Origin of the sequence: Streptomyces sp. XM83C, assembly GCF_023072675.1 — a bacterium.
GTDB lineage: Bacteria > Actinomycetota > Actinomycetes > Streptomycetales > Streptomycetaceae > Streptomyces > Streptomyces thermocoprophilus.
This window is the reverse complement of sequence record NZ_JALLGL010000003.1, coordinates 34,670-59,453: the sequence shown is the minus strand read 5'-3', so window position 1 is coordinate 59,453 and position 24,784 is coordinate 34,670. Positions and strand designations below refer to the sequence as shown.

20 protein-coding genes are annotated in these 24,784 nt (G+C 72.1%); 13 read left to right on the top strand and 7 right to left on the bottom strand.

Features of this window, described 5'->3' with window-relative positions; all coding sequences use genetic code 11:
- Positions 1 to 8 precede the first annotated feature (8 nt).
- On the bottom strand, positions 9 to 2,150 hold the full coding sequence (locus MTQ10_RS01030; protein WP_247461213.1) for an MMPL family transporter: 2,142 nt from the start codon (positions 2,148 to 2,150) through the stop codon (positions 9 to 11).
- A 107-nt stretch (positions 2,151 to 2,257) separates the two neighbouring features.
- Between MTQ10_RS01030 and rpe the strand changes: the two genes are divergently transcribed.
- The 10 genes from rpe to MTQ10_RS00980 all read left to right on the top strand — a co-directional run bounded on the left by rpe (position 2,258) and on the right by MTQ10_RS00980 (position 13,311).
- Positions 2,258 to 2,944: a ribulose-phosphate 3-epimerase gene (rpe, locus tag MTQ10_RS01025; RefSeq protein WP_247461211.1), complete on the top strand. Its 687-nt coding sequence runs from the start codon at positions 2,258 to 2,260 to the stop codon at positions 2,942 to 2,944.
- Positions 2,945 to 3,149: 205 nt separating this feature from the next.
- Entirely contained in the window at positions 3,150 to 4,193 is a 1,044-nt protein-coding gene (locus tag MTQ10_RS01020) for a sugar-binding transcriptional regulator (RefSeq protein WP_247461209.1), read from the top strand.
- A 40-nt stretch (positions 4,194 to 4,233) separates the two neighbouring features.
- A complete protein-coding gene (locus tag MTQ10_RS01015; RefSeq protein ID WP_247461207.1) occupies positions 4,234 to 4,641 on the top strand; it encodes a ribonuclease domain-containing protein in 408 nt (135 codons plus the stop codon).
- Complete coding sequence (locus MTQ10_RS01010; RefSeq protein WP_247461205.1) at positions 4,638 to 4,931, top strand: barstar family protein; 294 nt, start codon at positions 4,638 to 4,640, stop codon at positions 4,929 to 4,931. The genes MTQ10_RS01015 and MTQ10_RS01010 overlap by 4 nt, the downstream gene beginning before the upstream one ends.
- A 291-nt stretch (positions 4,932 to 5,222) precedes the next feature.
- Complete coding sequence (locus MTQ10_RS01005) at positions 5,223 to 6,674, top strand: GuaB1 family IMP dehydrogenase-related protein (RefSeq protein WP_308404525.1); 1,452 nt, start codon at positions 5,223 to 5,225, stop codon at positions 6,672 to 6,674.
- Between the two features lie 448 nt (positions 6,675 to 7,122).
- The gene (locus tag MTQ10_RS01000; protein ID WP_247461203.1) at positions 7,123 to 8,589 is read left to right on the top strand and encodes an amino acid permease; all 1,467 of its coding nucleotides are present in this window, start codon (positions 7,123 to 7,125) and stop codon (positions 8,587 to 8,589) included.
- Positions 8,590 to 8,614: 25 nt separating this feature from the next.
- The gene (locus tag MTQ10_RS00995) at positions 8,615 to 9,067 is read left to right on the top strand and encodes an Lrp/AsnC family transcriptional regulator (protein WP_247461201.1); all 453 of its coding nucleotides are present in this window, start codon (positions 8,615 to 8,617) and stop codon (positions 9,065 to 9,067) included.
- Positions 9,068 to 9,433: 366 nt separating this feature from the next.
- The gene (locus tag MTQ10_RS00990; protein ID WP_247461199.1) at positions 9,434 to 10,624 is read left to right on the top strand and encodes an MFS transporter; all 1,191 of its coding nucleotides are present in this window, start codon (positions 9,434 to 9,436) and stop codon (positions 10,622 to 10,624) included.
- A 145-nt stretch (positions 10,625 to 10,769) separates the two neighbouring features.
- The gene (locus tag MTQ10_RS00985; protein ID WP_247461198.1) at positions 10,770 to 11,558 is read left to right on the top strand and encodes a carbon-nitrogen hydrolase family protein; all 789 of its coding nucleotides are present in this window, start codon (positions 10,770 to 10,772) and stop codon (positions 11,556 to 11,558) included.
- Between the two features lie 55 nt (positions 11,559 to 11,613).
- Positions 11,614 to 13,311 carry a flavin monoamine oxidase family protein gene (locus MTQ10_RS00980; protein WP_247461196.1) on the top strand — a complete coding sequence of 566 codons (1,698 nt, stop codon included), beginning with the start codon at positions 11,614 to 11,616 and terminating at the stop codon, positions 13,309 to 13,311.
- Between the two features lie 40 nt (positions 13,312 to 13,351).
- Here the strand turns inward: MTQ10_RS00980 and MTQ10_RS00975 are convergent, their stop codons facing one another.
- The gene (locus tag MTQ10_RS00975; protein WP_247461194.1) at positions 13,352 to 14,281 is read right to left on the bottom strand and encodes a TIGR03619 family F420-dependent LLM class oxidoreductase; all 930 of its coding nucleotides are present in this window, start codon (positions 14,279 to 14,281) and stop codon (positions 13,352 to 13,354) included.
- A 79-nt stretch (positions 14,282 to 14,360) separates the two neighbouring features.
- Positions 14,361 to 15,047, bottom strand: a complete 687-nt coding sequence (locus MTQ10_RS00970) for a DUF5995 family protein (protein ID WP_247461192.1) — start codon at positions 15,045 to 15,047, stop codon at positions 14,361 to 14,363.
- A gap of 283 nt (positions 15,048 to 15,330) precedes the next feature.
- Between MTQ10_RS00970 and MTQ10_RS00965 the strand changes: the two genes are divergently transcribed.
- On the top strand, positions 15,331 to 16,464 hold the full coding sequence (locus MTQ10_RS00965) for a glycoside hydrolase family 6 protein (RefSeq protein ID WP_247461218.1): 1,134 nt from the start codon (positions 15,331 to 15,333) through the stop codon (positions 16,462 to 16,464).
- Here the strand turns inward: MTQ10_RS00965 and MTQ10_RS00960 are convergent.
- On the bottom strand, positions 16,443 to 17,822 hold the full coding sequence (locus MTQ10_RS00960) for a uracil-xanthine permease family protein (protein WP_247461190.1): 1,380 nt from the start codon (positions 17,820 to 17,822) through the stop codon (positions 16,443 to 16,445). The genes MTQ10_RS00965 and MTQ10_RS00960 overlap by 22 nt on opposite strands.
- Before the next feature lie 140 nt (positions 17,823 to 17,962).
- Between MTQ10_RS00960 and MTQ10_RS00955 the strand changes: the two genes are divergently transcribed.
- Positions 17,963 to 18,424, top strand: a complete 462-nt coding sequence (locus MTQ10_RS00955; protein ID WP_247461188.1) for an acyl-CoA thioesterase — start codon at positions 17,963 to 17,965, stop codon at positions 18,422 to 18,424.
- Here MTQ10_RS00955 and MTQ10_RS00950 read toward each other — a convergent pair.
- Entirely contained in the window at positions 18,381 to 19,595 is a 1,215-nt protein-coding gene (locus MTQ10_RS00950; RefSeq protein ID WP_247461186.1) for an MFS transporter, read from the bottom strand. The two genes, MTQ10_RS00955 and MTQ10_RS00950, sit on opposite strands and share 44 nt — an antisense overlap.
- 84 nt (positions 19,596 to 19,679) lie before the next feature.
- Between MTQ10_RS00950 and MTQ10_RS00945 the strand changes: the two genes are divergently transcribed.
- Entirely contained in the window at positions 19,680 to 20,861 is a 1,182-nt protein-coding gene (locus MTQ10_RS00945) for an ROK family transcriptional regulator (protein ID WP_247461184.1), read from the top strand.
- A 486-nt stretch (positions 20,862 to 21,347) separates the two neighbouring features.
- On the opposite strand, the gene MTQ10_RS00940 is transcribed toward MTQ10_RS00945, so the two are convergent.
- Positions 21,348 to 22,244: an RNA polymerase sigma-70 factor gene (locus tag MTQ10_RS00940; protein ID WP_247461183.1), complete on the bottom strand. Its 897-nt coding sequence runs from the start codon at positions 22,242 to 22,244 to the stop codon at positions 21,348 to 21,350.
- A 96-nt stretch (positions 22,245 to 22,340) separates the two neighbouring features.
- On the bottom strand, positions 22,341 to 24,671 hold the full coding sequence (locus MTQ10_RS00935) for a chitinase C-terminal domain-containing protein (RefSeq protein ID WP_247461180.1): 2,331 nt from the start codon (positions 24,669 to 24,671) through the stop codon (positions 22,341 to 22,343).
- Positions 24,672 to 24,784 lie beyond the last annotated feature (113 nt).

Sequence of the window (24,784 nt, the reverse complement as noted above, 5' to 3'; positions counted from 1 at the left end):
CCGCACACTCACCCCGCCCCCGACCGGCTCACCTCACTGGCCCGCTCATCGGCCACCCCGTCCCGCCGGGACAGCGCGTGCGGCCACCACACGGCCCGCCCCACGTCCAGGAACAGCGCCGTGACCAGCACCGACCGCACCACCAGCGTGTCCAGCAGCACCCCGAGCGCCACGGCGAAGCCGATCTCCGCGAAGGCGACCATCGGCAGCGTGCCCAGCGCCGCGAACGTCCCCGCGAGGACCAGGCCGGCGGAGGTGATCACCGCGCCGGTCGCCGCGAGCCCCGTCAGCACGCCCTGCCGGGTGCCCTGCCGGGCGGCCTCCTCCCGGATACGGGTTGTGAGGAAGATGTTGTAGTCGATGCCGAGGGCGACGAGGAACACGAACACGAACAGCGGGAAGTCCGTTCCCTCGCCCGCGTAGTCGAAGACGTACCGGAACGCCAGCGCGCTGATGCCGAGCGCCGCCGCGAACGACAGGATGACGGTGCCGACCAGCAGCAGCGGCGCGATCAGTGCCCGCAGCAGCGCGCACAGGATCAGCATGACCACGATCAGCACCAGAGGGATGATCAGGATGTTGTCGTGCGTGGTCGCCTTGTCCATGTCCAGCAGCGCCGCCGTACCGCCGCCGACCATCGCGTCCGCGCCGGGCACCGCGTGCACGGCGTCCCGCACCCGCTCCACGGTCTGTTTGGCGGCTTCGCTGTCCGCCGGGTCGCGCAGCGTCGCCTCGAACAGCACCCGTCCCTCGTGGACCGGTTTCGCGCCCGGCGGCAGCCCCAGCGACTCCGGTACGACACCCCGGGTCTCGGCGACGGCCCGTCCGACCTGCTCGGCCTGCGCCCGGTCGGAGACGACGACGAGGGGATCGCCGCTGCCCGCCGGGAAGTACCGTGCGGAGACCTCCTGCCCGACGATCGAGTCCGGTTTCCCCGTGAAGGCGTCCGCGTTGGAGATGCCCGCCGCGCGCAGTTGGATCAGCCCCAGCGAGCACACCGCCAGCGCCAGCGCCGTCAGCACCCACACCCGGCGCGGGCGGCGCGCGATACGGCGGCCGGTGCGCGCCCACACACCCTGCTCGGTCGGCTCGGCGCTGCCGAGGTGCGGGATCACCGGCCAAAAGATCCACCGGCCCATGATCACCAGAAGGGCGGGGAACAGCGTCAGCATCGCCAGCAGGGCCACGGCGACGCCGATCGCCGCGACCGGGCCGAGACCGCGGGTGGAGTTCATGTCGGCGGCCAGCAGCACCAGCATGCTCAGCACGACCGTCGCACCGGAGGCGAGCACGGCCGGGCCCGCCCGGTGCAGCGCCAGCGCCATCGCCTCGTGCCGGTCCTCGTGCCGGCGCAGCTCCTCCCGGTAGCGGGCGACCAGCAGCAGCGCGTAGTCCGTCCCGGCGCCGAAGACGAGGACGGTGAGGATGCCGGCGCTCTGGCCGTTGACAGTCAGCCCCGCGTGCGTGGCGAGCAGATAGATCAGCGCCTGCGCGGTGAACAGCGCGGCGACCACCGACAGCAGCGGCACCAGCAGCAGCGTCGGACTGCGGTAGGTGATCAGCAGCATGACGACCACGACGCCCATCGCGGCGAGCAGAAGCGTCGAGTCGATGCCCTCGAACCCCTCGGAGAAGTCCGCGGACGTGCCGCCGGGGCCGGTGATGTGCACGGCCAGGCCCTGCCCGCCGGTGCCGGTGATGTCACGGATCGAGTCGACGGCCGGGCCGATCCGCTCCCAGCCCTTCTCGTCCATCGTGATCGGCACGTACACCTGCGCGGCCCGCGGATCGTCCTGCCGGTCGAAGACCGGGCCGCGGGTCTCCGCGCCCCGCACCCCGTGCTCGCGGAGCTGCTTCAGCTGTCGTACGTCGTCCTGGATCTGCGCCCGGTCCCGCGCGGTCAGGCCGTCGTCACGCGCGTACACCACGACGGCGGGGATCTGCTCGGGCCGGAAGCCCTCGGAGATCTCCAGCACCTGCGTGGACTCCGCGGAGCCCGGCAGCCAGGACTGTGCGTCGTTGTCCTGAGCGTCGGTCAGTTTCTGCGCGAACGGCGCGGTCAGGAACAGCACCACCAGCCACAGCGCCAGGACGAGCCACTTGGCGCGCCGCCCGCAGACCAGATGTGCGACACCTCGGTTCCCGCTCATGGCCACCCCCGATACCGCTCGCAGCATGGCACGCCGACGCCCGTGCCGTAAGGCTCAGGTCCGGGACCGGTGCTGCCCGGCCCCGCACGGCATGGCAGAGTTGGGCCATGGCCGTGCAGATCAACCCCAGCATCCTGTCCGCCGACTTCGCCCGCCTCGCGGACGAGGCCAAGGCGGTGGAGGGAGCCGACTGGCTCCACGTCGACGTGATGGACAACCATTTCGTACCGAACCTCACGCTCGGCGTGCCGGTCGTAGAGTCTCTGGCCCGTGCGACGGACACCCCGCTGGACTGCCATCTGATGATCGAGGACCCCGACCGCTGGGCGCCTCAATACGTCGAGGCGGGGGCCGGTTCCGTCACCTTCCACGTCGAGGCGGCCACCGCCCCGGTCCGGCTGGCCCGCGAGATCCGGGCCAAGGGCGCCCGCGCCTCCATGGCGCTGCGGCCCGCGACGCCCGTCGAACCGTACGAGGACCTGCTCCCCGAACTGGACATGCTGCTGATCATGACGGTCGAGCCGGGATTCGGCGGGCAGGCCTTCCTCGACATCATGCTTCCCAAGATTCGCCGCACGCGCGAGTTGATCAGCAAGCACGGCCTCGAACTGTGGCTCCAGGTCGACGGCGGTGTCTCCGCCGCCACGATCGAACGGTGTGCGGAGGCGGGCGCCGACGTCTTCGTCGCCGGGTCGGCCGTCTACGGCGCCGACGACCCGGCCGAGGCCGTCCGCGCGCTGCGCGAGCGGGCGCAGTCGGCCACCGCGCAGGCGAGCTGGGCCTGCGCCCACTGAGACCGTGCCGTGAGCGCACGGAAAGCCTGGTCGTGAGCCGTACGGAAGGCCCTGCCGTGAGCCGCACGGAAACTTTGTCGTGAACCGCCCGCGCAGCCGCCGAAACCCGCCTGCGGGAGGACGATGGGCGTCAGGAATGTGAACGGCGGCCATCAGGGCTGATCAACCGCGCCGGATCTGCAAGGATGAACGGCGAATCCAGAGTGTGAACAGCAGTGAGGAGATCGCCGTGTCGGGTATGTCGGCGGGCCGGTCAGCCATGCGGATGGGACCCGCAGAGCTGGTGCAGGCGGCGGCCATGGCCCGCCGCTTCTACCTCGAGGGCAAGTCCAAGATCCAGATCGCGGAGGAGTTCGGCGTCAGCCGCTTCAAGGTGGCCCGGGTCCTGGAGACGGCCCTCGAACGGGATCTCGTACGAATCGAGATCCGCGTCCCGGCCGAGCTGGATGCCGAGCGCTCCGACGCGCTGCGCGCCCGCTACGGCCTCAGGCACGCCGTCGTGGTGGAGTCCCCGCCGGACTCCGAGGAGACCCCCGACCCCGAGAACCTCGGCGAAGTCGCCGCCGACCTGCTCGGGGAACTGGTCAACGAGGGCGACGTACTGGGCCTGGCCTGGGGACGTTCCACGATCCACATGGCGGCGGCGCTCGACCGGCTGCCGCCGTGCACCGTCGTGCAGCTGACGGGCGTGTACGACGCCGGAACCGCCGAACGCGGCTCCGTCGAGGCCGTGCGCCGCGCCGCCCAGGTGTCCGGCGGTGACGCCCACCCCATCTACGCGCCGATGCTGCTGCCGGACGCGGCCACCGCGGCGGCGCTGCGCAACCAGACCGGGATCGCCCGGGCCTTCGAGTACTTCGACAAGGTCACAGTCGCCTGCGTCTCCATCGGCTCCTGGGAGCCGGGCATCTCCACGGTGCACGACATGCTCAGCGAGGAGGAGCGCGCCCACTACGCCTCCCTCGGTGTCGCCGCCGAGATGTCCGCGCACCTCTTCGACGCCGAGGGACGCCGCGTCGGCCGGGACCTGGGCGAGCGGTGCATCACCGTCAAGGCCGACCAGCTGCGCCGTATCCCCGAGGTCGTGGCGATCGCGGGCGGCCAGCGCAAGGCGCCCGCCATCGACGCGGTGCTGCGCTCGGGGCTCGTCACCAGCCTGGTGACGGACACCTCCGCCGCCGACTACCTGATGACGGCGGGCCCCACGCCGCGCCCCGCGCTGAACCGGGCGGACCCGGACGGTGCCTGACAGCGGGTGAGCGGGGGAGGGCCGTGGCAGCATCGACCGCATGCTGCAGCGGTTCGTCCCCCGCGTCCTGGTGTGCCTGCTCGCCCTCCTCGTCGGCTGCTCCGGCACCCCGGCGCCCGGCACACCCTCCGGCGGCACACCGTCCGCCGGTATCCCGTCCTGGGCCCGCGGCACGGCCGTCGTGCGGGTGGCCGACCTGCCCGCCGAGGCGCGCGAGACCCTCGACCTCATCGACCGCGGCGGCCCCTTCCCGTACGCCAAGGACGGCGCCGTCTTCGGCAACTTCGAGGGCCTGCTGCCGAAACACCGGCGCGGCTGGTACCACGAGTACACCGTCCCCACGCCCGGCTCCCGCGACCGCGGCGCGCGCCGCATCGTCACCGGCGAGGGCGGCGAGATCTACTACACCGACGATCACTACGAATCGTTCCGGGCGGTACTGAGATGACGCGCACCGTGCTCACCCTGGACCTCGCCGGGGTCACCGACAAGGCTGCCCTCATGGAGCGCTGCGCCCGTGACCTGGACCTGCCGGAGTGGTTCGGCCGCAACTGGGACGCCCTCGCCGACGTGCTCTCGGACCCCGGGCTGTGGCCGCGCCCCGCCGGCGCGGACGAGCCGCTGGTCGTCGTCCGCAACTGGCAGCGATACGCCCAGGCCCGGCCCGCCGAGTGGGAGACCGCCCGCGAGGTGTTCGCCCTGGCCGACGCGGTCACCGTGGCGCTCGCCCTGCGGTGAGCCGGGACGCCGGACCCGGGCCCTGCCCCGGACGCGGACCGAAGCCCGGACCGACCCGGCCACCGGACGTCCGGCGCCCGAGCCTGCCCCGGACGCGGACCGAAGCCCGAGCCCGGACCCGAGCCGGAGCCCGCTGAGCCCGCCCAGGCCCCTGTCGGATCCTCCAAAGCGTCACGGACGGTTCCTGGACGTTACGACCAGGCGTCGCATTCCCCCTGACATGGGACAATGAAGTACGTGCTCTTTCCCCCTGGCACACCTGTCAGGGGGTCGCCTCTGAACGACTGGGATGTGCAGCACGTGCGTTTCCTCAACGACATCCGGCCCGCTTACGACCTGACGTACGACGACGTCTTCATGGTGCCGAGCCGCAGCGCCGTCGGCTCCCGTCAGGCCGTGGACCTCCGCTCCCCGGACGGTACGGGCACCACGATCCCGCTGGTCGTCGCCAACATGACCGCCATCGCGGGCCGCCGGATGGCGGAGACGGTGGCCCGGCGCGGCGGCCTCGTCGTCATCCCGCAGGACATCCCGATCGAGGTCGTCACCGAGGTCGTCTCCTGGGTGAAGAGCCGCCACCTGGTGCTCGACACGCCGATCGTGCTGGCCCCGCACCAGACCGTCGCAGACGCCCTCGCCCTGCTGCCCAAGCGCGCCCACAACGCCGGCGTCGTGGTCGACGAGGAGCAGCGGCCCATCGGTGTCGTCACCGACCAGGACCTCACCGGCGTCGACCGCTTCACGCAGCTGTCCGTCGTCATGTCCAAGGACCTGCTGCTGCTCGACGCGGACATCGACCCGCGCGAGGCGTTCAACACCCTCGACGCGCACAACCGGCGCTACGCCCCGGCCGTCGGCAAGGACGGCAGGCTCGCCGGCATCCTCACCCGCAAGGGCGCCCTGCGCGCCACCCTGTACACGCCGGCCGTCGACGCGCAGGGCCGGCTGCGGATCGCCGCCGCCGTCGGCATCAACGGAGACGTCGCCGGCAAGGCCAAGCAGCTGCTCGACGCGGGCGTGGACACGCTCGTCATCGACACCGCGCACGGCCATCAGGAGACGATGATCAGCGCGATCCGGACGGTACGGGCACTCGACCCGCAGGTCCCGGTCGTGGCCGGCAACATCGTCTCCGCCGAGGGCGTCAAGGACCTGATCGAGGCGGGCGCCGACATCATCAAGGTCGGTGTCGGACCCGGCGCGATGTGCACCACCCGCATGATGACCGGCGTCGGCCGGCCGCAGTTCTCCGCGGTGCTGGAGTGCGCCGCCGAGGCCCGCAAGTACGGCAAGCACGTGTGGGCCGACGGCGGTGTCCGCCACCCCCGTGACGTCGCCATGGCCCTCGCCGCGGGCGCGTCCAACGTGATGATCGGCTCCTGGTTCGCCGGCACGTACGAGTCGCCGGGCGACCTCCAGCAGGACGCGAGCGGACGGGCGTACAAGGAGTCCTTCGGCATGGCCTCCGCGCGCGCCGTGCGCAACCGCACCTCCGAGGAGTCGGCCTACGACCGCGCCCGCAAGGCGCTGTTCGAGGAGGGCATCTCCACCTCCCGGATGTTCCTCGACCCGGCCCGCCCCGGCGTGGAGGACCTGATCGACTCGATCGTCGCGGGTGTCCGCTCCTCCTGCACCTACGCCGGCGCCTCCACCCTGGAGGAGTTCGCCGAGCGCGCCATCGTCGGCATCCAGAGCGCCGCGGGCTACGCGGAGGGCAAGCCGCTGCACGCCAGCTGGAGCTGACCCGCCGTAGCCCGCACAGCGCCCCCGCCGCCCCGACCGACCGGGGTGGCGGGGGCCTTGTCGTACCCGTCGTCGACAGCGTTGTCACGCCGTACGCCGCTCCGCGCCCTCGCCGACAGCGCCTACACGCCGAATGCCGCCTGGTCCTCGACAGCGTTGTCACGTCGAGATCCCGGCCCGCCTCGACAGCGTTGTCACGCTTCCTCGACGACCGGTGCGCAAAGTGCGGATGCAACGCCCGAAACCCGGTGTGCAACGAATGGTCGTCTGACCGCGAGCAACGCAATGATCTTGCAGAAGTGCGCAAGGTTGCTGCATTACAGGGGCAATGTCCCCACCCCTAAAGTGTCGCGCTGTACGTGGCGGGGACCCCGCTCGGTGGCCCCCGCGGGACGCGGCGCCGCCCGGTCCCCGCCGCCCCCTCCCCGGCAGCGACAAGGAGCCGCGCGTGCTCGACCAAGGTGCACCCCCGCAGGACCCCGACCGGACCGCCACCATGTCCCTCATGGGCGGCCTCATGCGCCGCAAGCCCGTGGAACGCCTGGTCGCCGAGGGCGGCCACGGTGAGGGCGGCTCGCTCCGCCGCTCCCTCGGGCTGTGGCAGCTCACCATGATCAGCATCGGTGCCACGCTCGGCACCGGCATCTTCGTCGTCCTCGGCGACGCCGTCCCCGAGGCCGGCCCCGCCGTCACCCTCTCCTTCGTCATCGCGGGCCTGACCGCCCTGTTCTCGGCCCTGTCCTACGCCGAGCTGGCCGGCAGCATCCCCGTCGCCGGCTCCTCGTACTCGTACGCCTACGCCACCATGGGCGAGCTGGTCGCCTGGGTGTGCGGCTGGTGCCTGGTGCTGGAGTACGGCGTGTCCGTCGCGGCCGTCGCCGTCGGCTGGGGCGAGTACCTGAACGAACTCCTCGACGGCACCATCGGCGTCACCATCCCCGACGCCCTGTCCTCGGCGCCCGGCGAAGGCGGCATCGTCGACCTGCCCGCGCTGCTCGTCGTTCTGCTGGCCATGGTGTTCCTGCTCGGCGGCGCCCGTGAGTCGGCCCGCGCCAACACGATCATGGTCGCCGTGAAGATCGTCGCGCTCGTGCTGTTCTGCGCGGTCGGCATCACCGGCTTCAAGTCCGGCAACTACGCCGACTTCATGCCGATGGGCATGGCCGGCGTCAGCGCCGCCGGCGCGACCCTGTTCTTCTCGTACATCGGCTTCGACGCCGCCTCCACCGCCGGTGAGGAGGCGAAGAACCCGAAGAAGGACCTGCCCCGCGCGATCATGCTCTCGCTGATCATCGTCACCGCGCTGTACGTCCTCGTCGCGGGCGTCGCCGTCGGCGCCTGGAACTGGACGAAGTTCGACGGCTCCGAGGCCTCCCTCGCCGCGATCATGAAGGACGTCAGCGGCCAGACCTTCTGGGGCACCCTCCTCGCCCTCGGCGCGGTCATCTCCATCGCCAGCGTCGTCCTGACCGTCCTGTACGGCCAGACCCGCATCCTCTTCGCCATGTCCCGCGACGGACTCGTCCCCAAGGCGCTCGGCAAGGTCCACCCGAAGACCGGCACCCCACGCCTGAACACGCTCCTCGTCTCCCTGTTCTGCGGCGCCCTCGCCGCGCTGATCCCGCTCGGCAAGCTCGTCGACGCCACCAGCATCGGCACGCTGTTCGCCTTCGCCCTGGTCAACGTCGCGGTGATCGTGCTGCGGGCCAAGCGTCCGGAGTTGGAGCGCACCTTCAAGGTGCCGTTCGGGCCGGTGCTGCCGCTGCTCGGCTTCCTCTTCTGCGCGTACAACATGTTCAGCCTGGACACCGTGACCTGGGTGGTGTTCGGGTGCTGGATGGCCGCCGGTCTCGTGTTCTACTTCAGTTACGGTCACCGCCGTTCCCGGCTCGCGGTGACCGGCCCGCAGTCCTGACCAGAAGCGAAGTGAACCACCTTCCGTGCTGAACGATCTCGACGAACGCATCGTGCACGCCCTCGCCGAGGACGCCCGCCGCTCCTACGCGGACATCGGCCAGCTCGTCGGCCTCTCCGCACCCGCCGTGAAACGGCGCGTGGACCGGCTGCGGGCCACCGGGGCCATCACCGGCTTCACCGTCCGCGTCGACCCGGCGGCGCTCGGCTGGGAGACCGAGGGGTTCGTCGAGATCTTCTGCCGGCGCAACACCTCACCGGAGACCATCCAGCGAGGCCTGGAGCGCTACCAGGAGGTCGTGGCCGCGTCGACCGTCACCGGCGACGCGGACGCGATCGCGCAGGTGTTCGCGGCGGACATGCGGCACTTCGAGAGGGTGCTGGAACGCATCGCGGGGGAGCCGTTCGTGGAGCGGACCAAGTCGGTGCTGGTGCTGTCGCCGCTGCTGCGCCGGTTCTCGTCCGGGTCGCCCACGTAGGCGCCACGGGGCCTGTCCCGGGGCGCCGTTCTCGGGGGCTCTGCCGCCGTCCGGCGGGTGCGGTCCGTCGTGGTCGCTCGCGCGGTTCCCCGCGCCCCTGGGGGCATGTCCCGTCCCGGCGCCGCAAGCGGGCCCCCCGGAACCCCGGCCCACCGGAGCCCGCACTCCTTCAGGCTTCCCGTGAATCCCCGGGTCCACAGGGCCCCGCCCGTTCAGGCTTCCCGTAAATCCCTGGGCTGCCAGGTTCCCGGCGGATAGCATCGGTCACATGACCCGGCGACATTGATCCACACCTGATGCCTCCCGAGGGCCGCCTCGGACGCCGTTCCCGCGACGACGTCCGAACCGCCACCTCGGGAAGGCCCCATGACACTCACCTCCGCGCGCGTGCCCGCAGCCGTCGGTGAACGGCGCATCACGGCCACGCTGTACGGCTATCAGTTCCTGGACGACTTCGTCCTGCTCTACCCGGTGTACGCGCTGCTCTTCGCCGACGCCGGACTGTCCCTGTGGCAGATCTCCTCCCTGTTCGCCCTGTGGTCCCTCACCGGCGTCCTGCTGGAGGTCCCCTCCGGCGCCTGGGCCGACTCCGTCTCGCGTCGGCTGCTGCTGTGGATCGGCCCCCTGCTCACCGCCGTCGGCTTCGCCCTGTGGGTGATCCTGCCGTCCTACGGCGCGTTCGCGCTGGGCTTCGTCCTGTGGGGAGCGCGCGGCGCGCTCGGCTCCGGCGCCCTGGAAGCCCTCGTCTACGAGGAACTGGACCGCATCGGCGCCGCCGGACGGTACGCCCGCGTCATGGGCCGCGCCCACGCGGCGGGACTCGCCGGCGTGATGGCTGCCATGGCTGCCGCCGGGCCCGTCTTCGCCTGGGGCGGCTACCCGGCCGTCGGCACGGCGAGCGTCCTGGCCTGCCTGCTGACCGCGGCCACCGCGACCCGCTTCCCCGAACACCGGCGGCCCCTGGCCGACGACGAACGCTGGGCCGCCGTGCTGAAGTCCGGCCTGTCCGCCGCCCGCCGCGACCGCCGGCTGCGCGCCGCCGTGCTGCTCGTCCCGGCCGTCGGCGCGATCTGGGGCTCCCTCGACGAGTACACCCCGTTCCTCGCCCGCGAGACCGGCGTGCCCGACGCGTTCGTTCCGTACGCACTGCTGCTGATCTGGGCCGGAGCCACCGTCGGTGGACTGTTCGCCGGGCCCGCCGAACGCCTCGGCACCCGCGGTCTCGCCGCCCTGCTCGCCGGCGCCGCCCTCGCCCTCGCCGCCGGCGCCCTGACCGGCCGGCCGGCCGGACTGCTGCTGGTGGCGGTCGCCTTCGGCGGCTTCCAGTTGGCCACCGTCCTCGCCGACGCCCGGATGCAGCACCGCATCGAGGACACCGGACGCGCCACCCTGACCTCGGTCGCGGGCCTCGGCACCGAGGTGGCGACCGTCGCCGTCTACGGGGCGTACGCGGCGATCGGCTCCATGGCCGGACACGGCACCGTCTTCGCGGTGCTCTCCGTGCCGTACCTGGTCACCGCCCTGTCGCTGACCGTACGGGCCCGGACGCGCGAATAGGGCCGCGCAACGAATCGCCGCGAAGGGCCCCGGGGACGCAACGAACCTTCCACCGGCGCGCAACGGCTTCTCCTTGTCCGGCCGCGCGCGCCGACCGTACCGTCTAGGTGATCCCCCGAACCCCCGTGACCGGTGAGGAACCCGCATGCGTACCGCCCTGCTCCAGAGCTCCGGCCGCCCCGGCTCGACCGCCGAGAACCTCAAGGTCCTCGACGACGCCGCGGCCCGTGCCGCCGCCGCCGGAGCCGGGCTGCTGGTCACGCCGGAGATGTTCCTCACCGGGTATGCGATCGGCGACGACATCGCGCGCCTCGCCGAGCCCGCCGACGGCGAGTCCGCCGACGCCGTCGCGGAGATCGCCGGGCGGCACGGCCTGGCCGTCGCCTACGGCTACCCGGAACGCGACGGCGACACCGTCCACAACTCCGCCCAGCTGATCTCCGCCGACGGCACCCGCCTCGCCGACTACCGCAAGACCCACCTCTTCGGCTGCTACGAGCGGGACCACTTCACCCCCGGCGAGCAGCAGGTGGTGCAGGCCGAGCTGAACGGCCTCCGCGTCGGCATCCTCATCTGCTACGACGTCGAGTTCCCGGAGAACGTCCGGGCCCACGCCCTCGCCGGCACCGACCTGCTGCTCGTGCCGACCGCGCAGATGCACCCCTTCCAGTTCGTCCCCGAGTCGATGATCCCGGTCCGGGCGTTCGAGAACCAGATGTACGTCGCGTACGTCAACCGCGTGGGCCTCGAAGGGGAGTTCGAGTTCGTCGGCCTGTCCACCCTGGCCGGACCCGACGGCGTCGCCCGCACCCGCGCCGGACGCGAGGAGGACCTGGTGTTCGCCGACACCGACCCCGTGTTCCTCGCCGCCTCCCGCGAGGCCAACCCGTATCTGAAGGACCGCCGCCCCGGCCTGTACGGGTCCCTCGTCTGAGGCCCGCCCCCCCACCCCCGCACAGTTCTCGCAAGTCGCAAGGAGTCCGTACCCCATGACGTCCACGGTGCCCAACGCCGTCGAGCACACCGACGCGCAGCAGCCGCCGATCACCATGTTCGGCCCGGACTTTCCCTACGCCTACGACGACTTCCTCGCCCACCCGGCGGGCCTCGGCCAGATACCGGCGACCGAGCACGGCACCGAGGTCGCGATCATCGGCGGCGGCCTGTCCGGCATCGTCGCCGCCTACGAGCTGATGAAGATGGGCCTCAAGCCCGTGGTCTACGAGGCCGACCAGATCGGCGGCCGGCTGCGCACCGTCGGCTTCGACGGCTGCGACGAGTCCCTCAACTGCGAGCTGGGCGCGATGCGCTTCCCGCCGTCCTCCACCGCCCTCCAGCACTACATCGACCTGGTCGGCCTGGAGACCAAGCCGTTCCCGAACCCGCTCGCCGAGGCCACCCCGTCGACCGTCGTCGACCTCAAGGGCGAGACGCACTACGCCGAGACCATCGACGACCTGCCCCAGGTGTACCGGGACGTCGCCGAGGCCTGGAACAAGTGCCTCGAAGAGGGCGCCGACTTCTCCGACATGAACCGCGCCATGCGCGAGCGGGACGTCAAGCGCATCCGCGAGATCTGGGCGAAGCTCGTCGAAAAGCTCGACAACCAGACCTTCTACGGCTTCCTCTGCGACTCCGAGGCCTTCAAGTCCTTCCGCCACCGCGAGATCTTCGGCCAGGTCGGCTTCGGTACCGGCGGCTGGGACACCGACTTCCCCAACTCCATCCTGGAGATCCTCCGCGTCGTCTACACCGAGGCCGACGACCACCACCGCGGCATCGTCGGCGGCTCCCAGCAGCTGCCGCTGCGCCTGTGGGAGCGCGAGCCGGAGAAGATCGTCCACTGGCCGTACGGCACCTCGCTGAAGTCCCTGCACGTCGACGGCGAGCCCCGCCCCGCCGTGACCCGGCTGCACCGCACCACCGGCAACCGGATCACCGTCACCGACGCGAACGGCGACATCCGCACCTACAAGGCGGCGATCTTCACCGCCCAGTCCTGGATGCTGCTGTCGAAGATCGACTGCGACGACGCGCTGTTCCCGATCGACCACTGGACCGCGATCGAGCGCACCCACTACATGGAGTCCTCCAAGCTGTTCGTTCCCGTGGACCGGCCGTTCTGGCTGGACAAGGACGAGGAGACCGGCCGGGACGTCATGTCGATGACGCTCACCGACCGCATGACCCGCGGCACCTACCTCCTCGACAACGGCCCCGACCAGCCGGCCGTGATCTGCCTGTCGTACACCTGGTGCGACGACAGCCTGAAGTGGCTGCCGCTGTCCGCGAACGAGCGGATGGAGGTCATGCTGAAGTCGCTGTCGGAGATCTATCCGAAGGTCGACATCCGCAAGCACATCATCGGCAACCCGGTCACCGTCTCCTGGGAGAACGAGCCCTACTTCATGGGCGCGTTCAAGGCCAACCTGCCCGGCCACTACCGCTACCAGCGGCGCCTGTTCACCCACTTCATGCAGGACCGGCTGCCCGAGGACAAGCGGGGCATCTTCCTCGCCGGCGACGACATCTCCTGGACGGCCGGCTGGGCCGAGGGCGCCGTGCAGACCGCGCTCAACGCCGTCTGGGGCGTCATGCACCATCTGGGCGGCGAGACCGACCCGACCAACCCCGGCCCCGGCGACGTCTACGACGACATCGCGCCGGTCGAGCTGCCCGAGGACTGACACCCACCGTCGTCGGCGGGCACGGCGCGCGCCGCCCGGGTCACAGCCCGGCGGCGCGCGCCTTCTCGTACACCTCCGCAGCGACGTCCTTCAGCTCCTGCGCGTCGCGCGGCGTGGTCTGCAGATCGATCAGCACCTCGTCCATGCCGACCTCGGCGTGCGCGACGAGGTCCTCGACGATCTGGTCGACGCTGCCCTGGAACGGCTGCCGGTCGTCACCGTCGTACGGCTTCGGCGAGTACATCGCGTTGGCCCGCGGCACCCGCTCGATCGGCCGGGTGCGGCCCCGCTCGGCGGCGATGTCCTGCAACCGCCGCCAGCCGTCGGCGTACCCCTCGGCGCCCATCGCGACGGGGATCCAGCCGTCGCCCCGCTCCACGACCCGCGCCAGCGCCTTCGGCCCGGACGCCGCGAGCAGCACCGGGATCGGACGCGCCGGCTTCGGTGCGACCACCGCGGCCTCGATCGTGGCGAGCCGGCCCTCGTGGGAGACCGGGTCCGGGCCCCACACCGCCCGGCACACGTCGAGCGTCTCCTCCAGCACCCGGTTGCGTTCCTCGTACGGCGTCGCCGACGCGGCGGCGAACTCCTCCGCCGACCAGCCCGGGCCCAGGCCCGCGACCACCCGGCCGCCGCTCGCCGCGTCCAGCGTGGCCAGCGCCCTGGCCAGCTGGAACGCCCCGTGCAGCGGCGCGACGATGATGCCGGAGCCCAGCCGGACCCGTTCGGTGACGGCGGCGGCCAGGGTCAGCGTGACCAGCGGGTGCGCCAGGCCCTTGTACGAGTCCGGCCAGGGCAGGCCGGGGATGCCGTACAGGCCCTGCTTCGGGTTCTCCGGGACGAGCGCCCGCTCGTACACCCATACGCTGTCGTAGCCGATCCGCTCGGCCTCGCGCGCCACGTCCGTGACGTCCTTCGCGGGGTCGTACTGCCGGTGCTGGGGAAGACCGAGTCCGAGACGAACGGCCATGGCACTGCTCCTTCGCGCGTCGGTGTGCCCCATCGGCCAACGTACAGCGGGCCGCCGCGGGCGCCAGTCGGGCCGGGGCTCAGGCGGACAGCGGGGTGAGCAGCATCCGGCCCGCGAACCCCACGGCCGCGTCCAGCCGGTCCGTGAACTCCGCCGTCAAGTCCGGCATGTCCCGCAGCGCCCACAGCGCGCGGGCCGCCGCCCAGGTGGCGTCCCGGGCGCGCTCCAGGCTCCAGGAGGCGAGGAGATGGGTGAGCGGGTCGGCGATCTGAAGCAGGTCGGGGCCGGGCATCAGATCCTCGCGGATGCGCTCCTCCAGCGACACGAGGAGATCACCCACCCGGTCGAACTCGTCCTCGAGCTCGGACGGGGCGCAGCCGAGCGTACGGCAGGCGTCCACCACGGCGAGCGCCAGGTCGTGGCCGATGTGCGCGTTGATACCGGCCAGCGCGAACTGCAACGGGCGTACGCCGGGATGGCGGCGGAACTGGAGCAGGGGCCGCCAGCAGGCCGGCGGACGGCGGTCGGGCCCGGGCGGCTCCACCGCCGTCAGATACCGTTCCGCGAACCGTACGTCCAGGGTGATCGCCGCCCGCCGGTCGGGGAAGTCGCCCGCGTCGATCCGCCGGTCCACGGCCTCCGTCACCGCGAGATAGACGCGGTTGAACACCGCGACGCCGTCCCGGGCGGGGAGCGCCGCCTCCAGGGCCCGCATCCGGGAGAGCACCGCGTCGACGGGTGTGGTGAACTGTTCCAACTGCGCCATGGGGGCAGGGTCCCAGTCCTAGGCTGGCCGTGGTGGTGACGGGCCGCGGCTTCCCCGGAACGGAGCAACGCGCGCGTCACACGGAAGAGTGAGCCACCGGGGGGTGGCAGGCCCGCGACGACGACGTCGCGGCCCAGGGGGCAAGGCCCGGCGGACGGCACCGGAAGACGGTGGCGTCCGGCGGAAGGAACGACGAGGGGGAGGAGCGACCGTGCCAGGCACCCGTGCCCAGAGGCTGGCCGCCCGCCGGACACAGCGCAACCACACCGCCCGCCGGGGCGCGATGGTGACGGCGGCGTCCGTCGTGGTCGCCGTCGGCGCCGCCACCGGAATGATCACCGCACTCGAGGACCGGGACGGCACGGACGAGGCCAGGCCGTCGGTCACGAACTCGCCGTCGCTGGACCCGGCGCCCGTGGTGCCGCCCTCCCCGTCGGCGTCCCCGACACCGGCGGAGCGCGGGCGTCTGTCCGGGTCGCCCGTGCCGAAGGCGTCCGCCCGGCCGACCGCGACCGCCCCGGCGGCCGGGCGGACCCGTGCCCCCGCCGCGTCCGGGCGTCTCTACCGCAACCCGTCCTCCCAGGTGCTGGACTGGGTGCGGGCCAACCCGGGCGATCCCCGGGCGTCCGTCATCCGGTCACGGATCGCGGAGCAGCCGGCCGCGGTCTGGTTCACCGACAGCCGGCGGGACACCATCGCCTCCCGGGTCCGCGCCGTCACCTCGGGTGCCGCCGCACAGGGCCGGGTCCCGGTGCTCGTGGTGTACGCGATACCGGAGCGGGACTGCGGCGGCGCCTCCGAGGGCGGCGCGCCCGACCTCGACTCCTACGACGCCTGGATCGACGGTTTCGCAGCCGGGCTGGGCTCCGGCGAGGTCATCGTCGTCCTGGAGCCCGACTCGATCGCCCAGTCCGAGTGTCTCTCCGCCGACGGGCGCGCCGCGCGTTTCGCCTCGCTGGCCCGCGCCGGGCGCGTGTTGAAGTCGGCGAACCCGCGGGCGCGGGTCTACTACGACGCCGGGCACTCCGGCTGGCACGCGGCGTCCAAGCAGGCGGCGCTGCTGCGGCAGGCCGGTGCCGCGTCGGCCGCCTCCTCCGATGGCATCTTCAGCAATGTCTCCAACTTCCATCGCACGGCCGACGAGATCGTCTACGACCGTGCCGTCCTCGACGCGCTCGGCGGCCCCGCCGGGCTGGGTGCCGTGATCGACACCAGCCGCAACGGGGCCGGCGCTCCGCCCGACGGGGAGTGGTGCGACCCCGACGGGCGCAAGCTGGGCCGCACCCCCACGCTGAGCACCGGTGAGGCGCGCATCGACGCCTACCTGTGGGTGAAGCTGCCGGGGGAGTCCGACGGCTGCAAGGGCGAGCCGGGGCAGTTCTCCCCCTCGTACGCCTACGACTTGGCGTCGTCGTAGCGGGATGTGCCCTCGTCGAGCAGCGGCTCCTGCTGCTTGAGGTGGGCGGGCGCGAAGGCGCGCAGGGCGTGATAGCCGGTGATCACGACGACCGTGCCGAGCGCGATGCCGCTGAGGGAGAAGGTGTCGGTGAACTTCATCGTCACGTTGCCGACCCCGATGATGATGCCCGCCGCGGCCGGGACCAGGTTGAGCGGGTTGCGCAGGTCGACCCGGGCGTTCGTCCAGATCTGGGCGCCGAGCAGGCCGATCATGCCGTACAGGATGACGGTGATGCCGCCGAGGACGCCGCCCGGGATCGCGGCGACGACCGCGCCGAACTTCGGGCACAGACCGAACAGCAGGGCGAAGCCTGCGGCGGCCCAGTACGCCGCGGTGGAGTAGACGCGGGTCGCGGCCATCACGCCGATGTTCTCGGAGTAGGTGGTGTTGGGCGGGCCGCCGACCGCGGTGGAGAGCATCGAGCCGATGCCGTCGGCGGAGATCGCGGTGCCCAGCCGGTCGTCCAGCGGATCGCCGGTCATCTCGCCGACCGCCTTGACGTGCCCGGCGTTCTCGGCGACCAGGGCGATGACCACAGGCAGGGCGACGAGGATCGCCGACCACTCGAAGGACGGGCCGTGCAGATGCGGCAGGCCGATCCAGTCGGCCTTCGACACACCGGACAGGTCGAGCCGCCAGTGGTCGGTGAGCTTGCCGCTCGCGTCCACGGAGTGGATCTTGCCGAAGATCCGGTCGAACGCCCAGGAGATGCCGTAGCCGAAGACCAGCCCGAGGAAGATGGCGATCCGGGACCAGAAGCCGCGCAGGCAGACCACGGCCAGACCGGTGAAGAGCATCACCAGCAGGGCGGTCCACTGGTCCTGCGGCCAGTACGTGGACGCGGTGACGGGCGCCAGGTTGAAGCCGATCAGCATCACGACCGCGCCGGTGACGATCGGCGGCATCGCGGCGTGGATGATCCGCGCCCCGAACCGCTGCACCGCGAGACCGACCAGGAACAGGGCCGCGCCGACGACGAAGACCGCGCCGGTGACGGTGGCGCTGCTGCCGCCCTGGGCGCGGATCACGGCCGCGACGCCGACGAAGGACAGCGAGCAGCCCAGGTAGCTGGGGATGCGGCCGCGGGTGGCGAGCAGGAAGACGACCGTCGCCACACCGGACATCATGATCGCGAGGTTCGGGTCGAGACCCATCAGAACGGGCGCGACGAAACTCGCGCCGAACATCGCGACCACGTGCTGCGCGCCCAGCCCGACCGTGCGCGGCCAGGACAGCCGCTCGTCGGGCCGGACGACCGCACCGGGGGCCGGGGAGCGTCCGTCGCCGTGAATTTTCCAGCGGACGCCGAGATCCATGGTGGTTTCGCTTTCGGTTGTACGGGGTGAAGGACCGTGGGGGACGACGGGCCGCGGACCATTGTCCCCGCCCGTGAGCATGGTGAGCGCCCGCTTAGGATGGTAGGTGGTTGAACCATCCACCACAGGAGTGCCCCGCCGTGACCGCCGAAGCTTCCCTCGCCCCCGCCGTGTCGTACGGCCGGCTCGTCCCCGTCACCGTCCACTTCGACGACCTCGACGCGCTCGGCCTGCTGCACAACGCCCGCTACCCGGTGATGGTCGAGCGGGCCTGGGCCCGGCTGTGGCAGGAGCACGGCCTGACCTTCGAAGGCGACTGGGCCGCCGCCGGCGACGCCTGCAACGCCGTGAAGGAACTGCGGATCACCTACGACGCCCCGGTCACCCGGCCCGGCGCGTACGCCGTCCATCTGTGGCTGGAGCGGCTCGGCACCACCGGCCTCACCTACGGCTTCCGCTTCTGCTCGGCCGACGGAGCGACGACCTACGCCCACGGCAGCCGCGTGCTGGTCCGGCTCGACGCCGAGACCCTGCGCCCGGCGCCGTGGAGCGAGACGTTCAGGACCGCGGGCCGGGAACTGCTGCGTCCTTCGGACGGCTGACCGTCGGCCGGCTGCTGTCGCCGGCCCGCAGCACCCCCGCGAACGCGACCAGACCGCAGGCCAGCAGGGTCACCAGCCCGAACGACACCACCAGGCTGGTCGCCTGGGCGAGCCCGCCGATCGCGCTCGGCGCGACCAGCCCCGAGGTGTAGGTGATCGTGGCGACACCCGCGATGGCCTGGCTCGGGTTCGGGCCGCTGCGGCCCGCCGCGGCGAAGCACAGCGGTACGACCACCGCGATGCCGAGTCCCATCAGTGCGAACCCGGTCATCGCCAGGGCGGGATGCCCCGCACACACGACGAGCAGACCGCCGAGGACGGCGAGCACACCGCCCGCCCGCACGGTGCGCACCGAGCCGAAGCGGTCCACCACCCTGTCGCCGGCGATCCGGGCCACGGCCATGGTGAGGGTGAAGCCGGTGGTGCACGCCGCGGCGAGCCCCGCGGACGTCTCCAGCCGGTCCCGCAGATACACCGCCGACCAGTCCAGGCTCGCCCCCTCGGCGAACACCGCGCAGAACCCGACCGCGCCGATGAGCAGCGCCGACTTCGGCGGCAGCGCGAACCGCGGCGGGGTCTCCTCGTCCTCGGCCGGCTGGAGGTCCAGCACCCAGGAGCAGGCGCCCACCCCGAGCACGGTCAGCACGGCCGCCGCCAGCAGATGATGCAGCCGGGCGTCGGAGCCCAGATGTGCTGCGAGCGTGCCCGCCGCCGAACCCACCAGGGCCCCCGCGCTCCACATGCCGTGCAGCCCGGACATGATCGAGCGGCCCAGCCGGTTCTCCACCTCCACCCCGAGCGCGTTCATCGCCACGTCGGCCATGCCGGCGGTCGCGCCGTACGTGAACAGAGCCAGGCACAGGGCGAGCAGGTTGGGGGAGAGGGCCGGCAGGGTCAGCGACAGCGTCCACAGCGCGATCAGACCGCGCAGGGCGTTGCGGGCGCCGAAGGTGTGGCTGATCCGCCCGGCGAGCGGCATCGCCAGGGACGCGCCGAGCGCCGGGAACGCCAGCGCCAGCCCGAGCTGGCCCGCGCTCACCCCGGCATGGTCCTGGATCCACGGAACGCGCGTCGCGAACGAGCCGGTCACCGCGCCGTGCACGGCGAACACGGCGGCCACGGCGTACCGGGCCCGCCGCACGTCGCGTTGCTCGTAGGTCACTGCCTCCATTGTCCCGCCCCTCCGCCTGTCCGTTCGATGCGGCAGTAAACTATCAGGAAGCCTGCCTGATAGATAGCGGATACGATGGCCGTCATGCCCGCATCACCGAGCACCGCCAGAGCGATCAACGACCGGCTCGCGCTGCGGCTGCTTCAGCAGGAAGGGCCGCTCACGGCCGCACAGCTGAAGCAGCTCACGGGACTGTCCCGGCCGAGCGTCGCCGACCTCGTCGAACGGCTCACCGCAGCCGGGCTCGTCCAGGTCGTGGGCGAGGCGGGCGAACAGCGCCGCGGCCCCAACGCCCGGCTGTACGGCATCGTCGCCGACCGCGCCCATCTCGCCGCCCTCGACGTGCGCACCGAGGGCGTCGCCGTCGTCGTCTCCGACCTGGTCGGCCGGGTGCTCGCCGAGGATTCCGCCCCGATCGCCGGCGAGTCCGGCACCGAGCCCGCCGTCGAACAGGCGGTCGCCCTCGTGGAGCGGGCCGCCGAGGAGGCCGGCGCCAAGGAACTGCACACGGTCGGCATCGGCGCGCCCGGCCTGATCGACCCCGCGACCGGCGAACTCCGTGACACCGCGGCGTTGCCCGAATGGCACCGCCGCCTGGTCGCCGCCCTCCAGCAACGTCTGCCCGACGCCCGGGTCAGCGTCGAGAACGAGACCAACCTCGCCGCGCTCGCCGAGCAGCGCGACGGTGCCGCCCGCGACCGGGACACCTTCGTCCTGCTGTGGCTCGGCCACGGCACCGGCGCCGCCGTCGTCCTCGACGGCACCCTGCGCCGCGGCGCCTCCGGCGGCACCGGCGAGATCGGGTTCCTGCCGGTGCCCGGCACAGGCGCGCTGCCGGCGGCCACCGACTGCTCGGGCGGCTTCCACGCCCTGGCCGGCTCCCAGGCCGTCGCGGACCTCGCCGCGGAGCACGGGCTGACGGCCACCCCGACGGGAGGCGAGCCGAGGGCGGCGGCGCTGGTCCGCGCGGCGGTTCGGCTCGGCACGGCCGGCGCCTTCCTCGACGCCCTCGCCGACCGCGTGGCTATCGGCGTCGCTTCCGTCGTGGCCGTCCTGGACCCCGGCTGTGTGGTCCTCGGCGGCGAGGTGGGCCGGGCCGGCGGGGACGCGCTGGCCGGGCGGGTGGAGGAGCGACTCCGGCGGCTGTCGCCCCTGCCGACGGAGGTGCGGGCCTCCGCGTTGGGCGGCGAGGCGGTGCTTCGCGGTGCGGTGCTCACTGCGCGTGAGAGGGCGCAGGAGGAGTTGTTCGGGGCGGGGGAGTGGTGATTTCGCGGGTGCGGGATCTTTTCTTGTGCGCAGTTCCCGGCGCCCCTTCTGTGCCACCGGCGTGCCGGTGACGCCCCCTGTGCGCCGTTCCCCGCGCCCCTGGTTCGGGGTGCGTGAGGTTTCGCTGTTCCCCGCGGGCCGGTGGGGGCCGGCCGCGCGGTTCCCCGCGCCCCTTGAGGTGGCGGGGCCATCGTTTCCACCTGCGGGCCGGGTGGGGGGCCTGTCGCGCAGTTCACCGCGCCCCTATAGGTCACCTGCGGGCCGGTGGGGAACTTGCCGCGCAGTTTCCCGCGCCCCTGATGGCTGCGGCGGCCCGTCTGTGGGTGGGTGGCTGGTGTAGGGCCGACCGTCCGGTGGGTGCGTCGGGGGCGCGCCGGGGGGTGTCCGTCCTCGGTGCGACGCTCTGTCCCGTAGATCCGCGCCCGGGGTTCGCGCCGCACGCTGCGGGCGGGCACCCCCGGCACGCCCCTTCCCCGCCGTGGGCGGCTAATCGTCGTCCTGCGCGGACAACTGGCGCCGTGCGAAGTCCAGTTTCTCCGGGCTCATCACGGCCCGGGCGTGGACGATCCGGTCCTCCCGGTACTCGAACGCGATCACCGCGATCAGCGCCCCGTCGGCATGGACGAGGACGCCGGGCTCGCCGTTGATCTCGGCCTCGGCCAGTTCCCAGGTGGGCCCGTACTTCTGCGCCAGGCCGGCGAGGAAGCGCAGTACCTTCTCGCGGCCCAGGACCGGGCGCAGCGCGGTGCGGACCTTGCCGCCGCCGTCGCTGGACCAGACCACGTCCTGCGCGAGCAGCTTCTCCAGGCCGGCCAGGTCGCCGTCGCGCGCGGCACCGAGGAAGGACGTCACGAGCCGGCGCTGCCGTTCGGGCGTCGGTGTGAAGCGGGTCTCCTCGGCCGAGATCCGCTTCACGGCCCGGCGGTGCAGCTGGCGGCAGTTGGCCTCGGTCAGCTCCAGCAGCTGGGCGATCTCCCGGTGGGCGTACCCGAACGCCTCCCGCAGGACGTACACCGCGCGCTCGGTCGGGGTGAGCCGCTCCAGCAGCACCAGCAGGGCGAGGGAGACCGCCTCGCGCTGCTCCGCCGACTCCAGCGGGCCGAGCGTGCCGTCGGCGGTGACGACGGGCTCCGGCAGCCACGGTCCGACGTAGGTCTCGCGTCGGGCCCGGGCCGAGGTGAGCCGGTTCAGGCACAGATTGGTGACGGCCTTGGCGAGCCAGGCCCCGAGCTGCCCGATCTCGCCCCGGTCGGCGCCGCTGTAGCGCAGGTAGGCGTCCTGGACCACGTCCTCGGCCTCGTGCGCCGAGCCCAGCATGCGGTAGGCCAGGCCGAACAGCCGGGGGCGGTGCGTTTCGAAGTCGTCGGCTACTGTGGTGGTCATGCCTTCACCCTGCCACGGCCGCCGCGGGGGAGGGTTGGGAGGCCCGGCGGCGGGCAAGGGCCGTCTTCACCGCCGCCGAGCCGGTCCGTGCGGGCGTCAGCAGGCGCCGAGGTCCTGCCACACGCCCCATTCGCCGGTGGTTCCGGGCTCCTCGCCCTTCGTCCACCACTTGGCCTTCCAGGTGCGGGAGTTGTGGGAGACGGTGCTGTTGCCGCCGTACTCCGTCGTCGCGGACCACTCGGGCGCGGTGCAGGTGCCGCCGGGGGTCTGCGTCGGGTCGGGGGTCGGCGTGGCCGTCCCCGGGTCCGCCGGTGTGGTGCCGCGGGCCAGGTCCCCGGTGAGCGCGTACGTCTTCCCGCCGAACGTCACCGTCCAGTTGGACGGGGTGGACACGGGCAGGTAGTAGACGAAGTCCAGCTCCACGGAGGCGCCCGGCGCCAGCGACTGCCAGGCCGGCAGCTTCAGCGAGACGCGGTGGTAGTCGCCCTCGAGGCCGCCGACGTTGGACCCGGTGTGGTCGCTGCGGATCACTGTCGTGCCCCAGCCGGACTGGTCCTTGGCGTTGCCGGGGGCCGAGGTGCCGTAGTCGAACTGGAACTCGGTGCCGCCCGGCAGGGTCACCTCAGTGTTGTTGGTGATCTTCAGCTTGGGGCTGATCGGGTAGTTGGAGTCGCCGAGCGGGAACTGCCCGAAGTCCACGGCGATGTCCAGCGCCTCGGAGGGCAGCTCGGTCGTGGCGCGCCGCGCGCCGTAGGGGGAGGCCGTCTTGAACTTCTCGTACAGCGCCGTCGTCAGCGTGGTGCCCGGCTCGTACTGGCCCTTGGCCGCGTTCCAGCCGTAGTCGCCGGCGAGTTCCCAGATCATCGCGCCGCCGATGCCGCGGTCGACGACATAGTCGGCCTTGGTGTTCACCGACTGCTCGTCCTCGGTGGACAGGAAGACCTTCTTCTGCGCGTTCCACAGCCAGGGCGCGACCAGAGTGGAGTCGTACTTGCGGGCGTACGTGCCGGTCAGCTGTGTGTCCGCGGGGAAGCCGTACGCGGTGACGTAGTCGCCGACGATGCCCTTCTCCAGGTTCTTCGCGTGCCACATCGGGTTCGAACCGGCAGGTGCCTCACGGCCGTTGTCGTCCAGGTCGTGCCACAGGTTGTCGATGCCGGTGGCGCCGTCCCCGCACTTGGTCAGGCCCGATCCCGCGGGACAGTCCGTCGAGGGAGCCTTGCCCCACAGGCCGTCGGTGCCGCCGGTGACGTTCTTGAAGCCGCGGGTGTAGTACGGCAGCCCGATGTTGATGCGGCCCGCCGGCATCGAGCCGCGGAAGTAGTGGTACGCCCAGTCCGTGTTGAGGTAGCCGATGCCGCCGTACTGGGACGTGGAGTACACGCCCGCCGCGGCGAGTTCGGCGTCCTTGCCGTCGTCGAAGAGGGAGGCGTTGGGGCCGACGTACTCGTTCCACGCGCCGTGCAGGTCGTACGACATGATGTCGACGTAGTCCAGGTACTTCTGCACCTGGAAGGTCTCCATGCCGCGCAGCAGATAGCCGGAGGAAGGCGCCGCCACCGTGAGCAGATAGTGCCGGCCGTCCGCCGCGCCCGCCCGGTCCAGCTTCTCGCGCAGCGTCTTCATCAGCGCCGCGTAGCCCTTCACCAGCCCGGCCCTGCGGCCGTTGGAGATCTGCCGGTCGAGCGGGTTGCCGGCGTCCTTCATCGTCGTCGGGTACTCGTAGTCGATGTCGACGCCGTTGAAGCCGTACGTGCGGATGAAGTCGACGGCCGAGTCCGCGAACGTGTCGATGCCGGACTGGTTGACCGAGCCGTCGGCGTTGGTGGCCATCGAGTAGAAGCCGCCCGAGCCCACTCGTGTGCCGTCGGCGTCGAAGTAGCCGCCGGTCTCCGCCCAGCCGCCGACCGAGATCAGCGTCTTGACGTCCGGGTGCTGCTTCTTGAACTTGGTCAGCAGATTGAAGTGGCCCTTGTACGGCAGCGACGGGTCCATCTCCGCGCCCGGCACACCCGGCCAGGTCATCCCGGTCGCCGCGTTGGACGGGCCGTCCGCGCCCACCGAGATCCGGTTGCCGGCGTCGACGTGCGCGAAGGCGTAGTTGATGTGGGTGACCTTGTCCCAGGGGATGTCCGAGGCGAGGTAGGCGGGCGTGCCGTCCTTGCCGGTGCGCCAGCCGGTGAAGTAGCCGATGACCCGGCGCTGATGGTCGGGGCCCATCTTCTCGCGCCCGGCCTCGTCGTAGACCGAGCAGTACGGGACGGCCACCCCGGGCGTCCGGTACAGCCCGTCGGGGCGGCAGGAGTCCTGGTCGGCGGCGTGCGAGACGGTCGCCGGGAGACCCGCGAGCAGCAGGCCGGCGACGGCGGCGGCGCTTGCGAGCAGGGCGGGTCTCGCGCCGCGGCGGTGACGTGTCGGGGACAGCAAAATCGGTTCCTCTCCACGGAGTTGGGCAGACCCTAGAGAGGACTAGACCAGTGCGTCAATAGGTATGGACCAATGCCCCCGAGTGGTGCTCGCAGCACTGGCTGTGAGCCAAC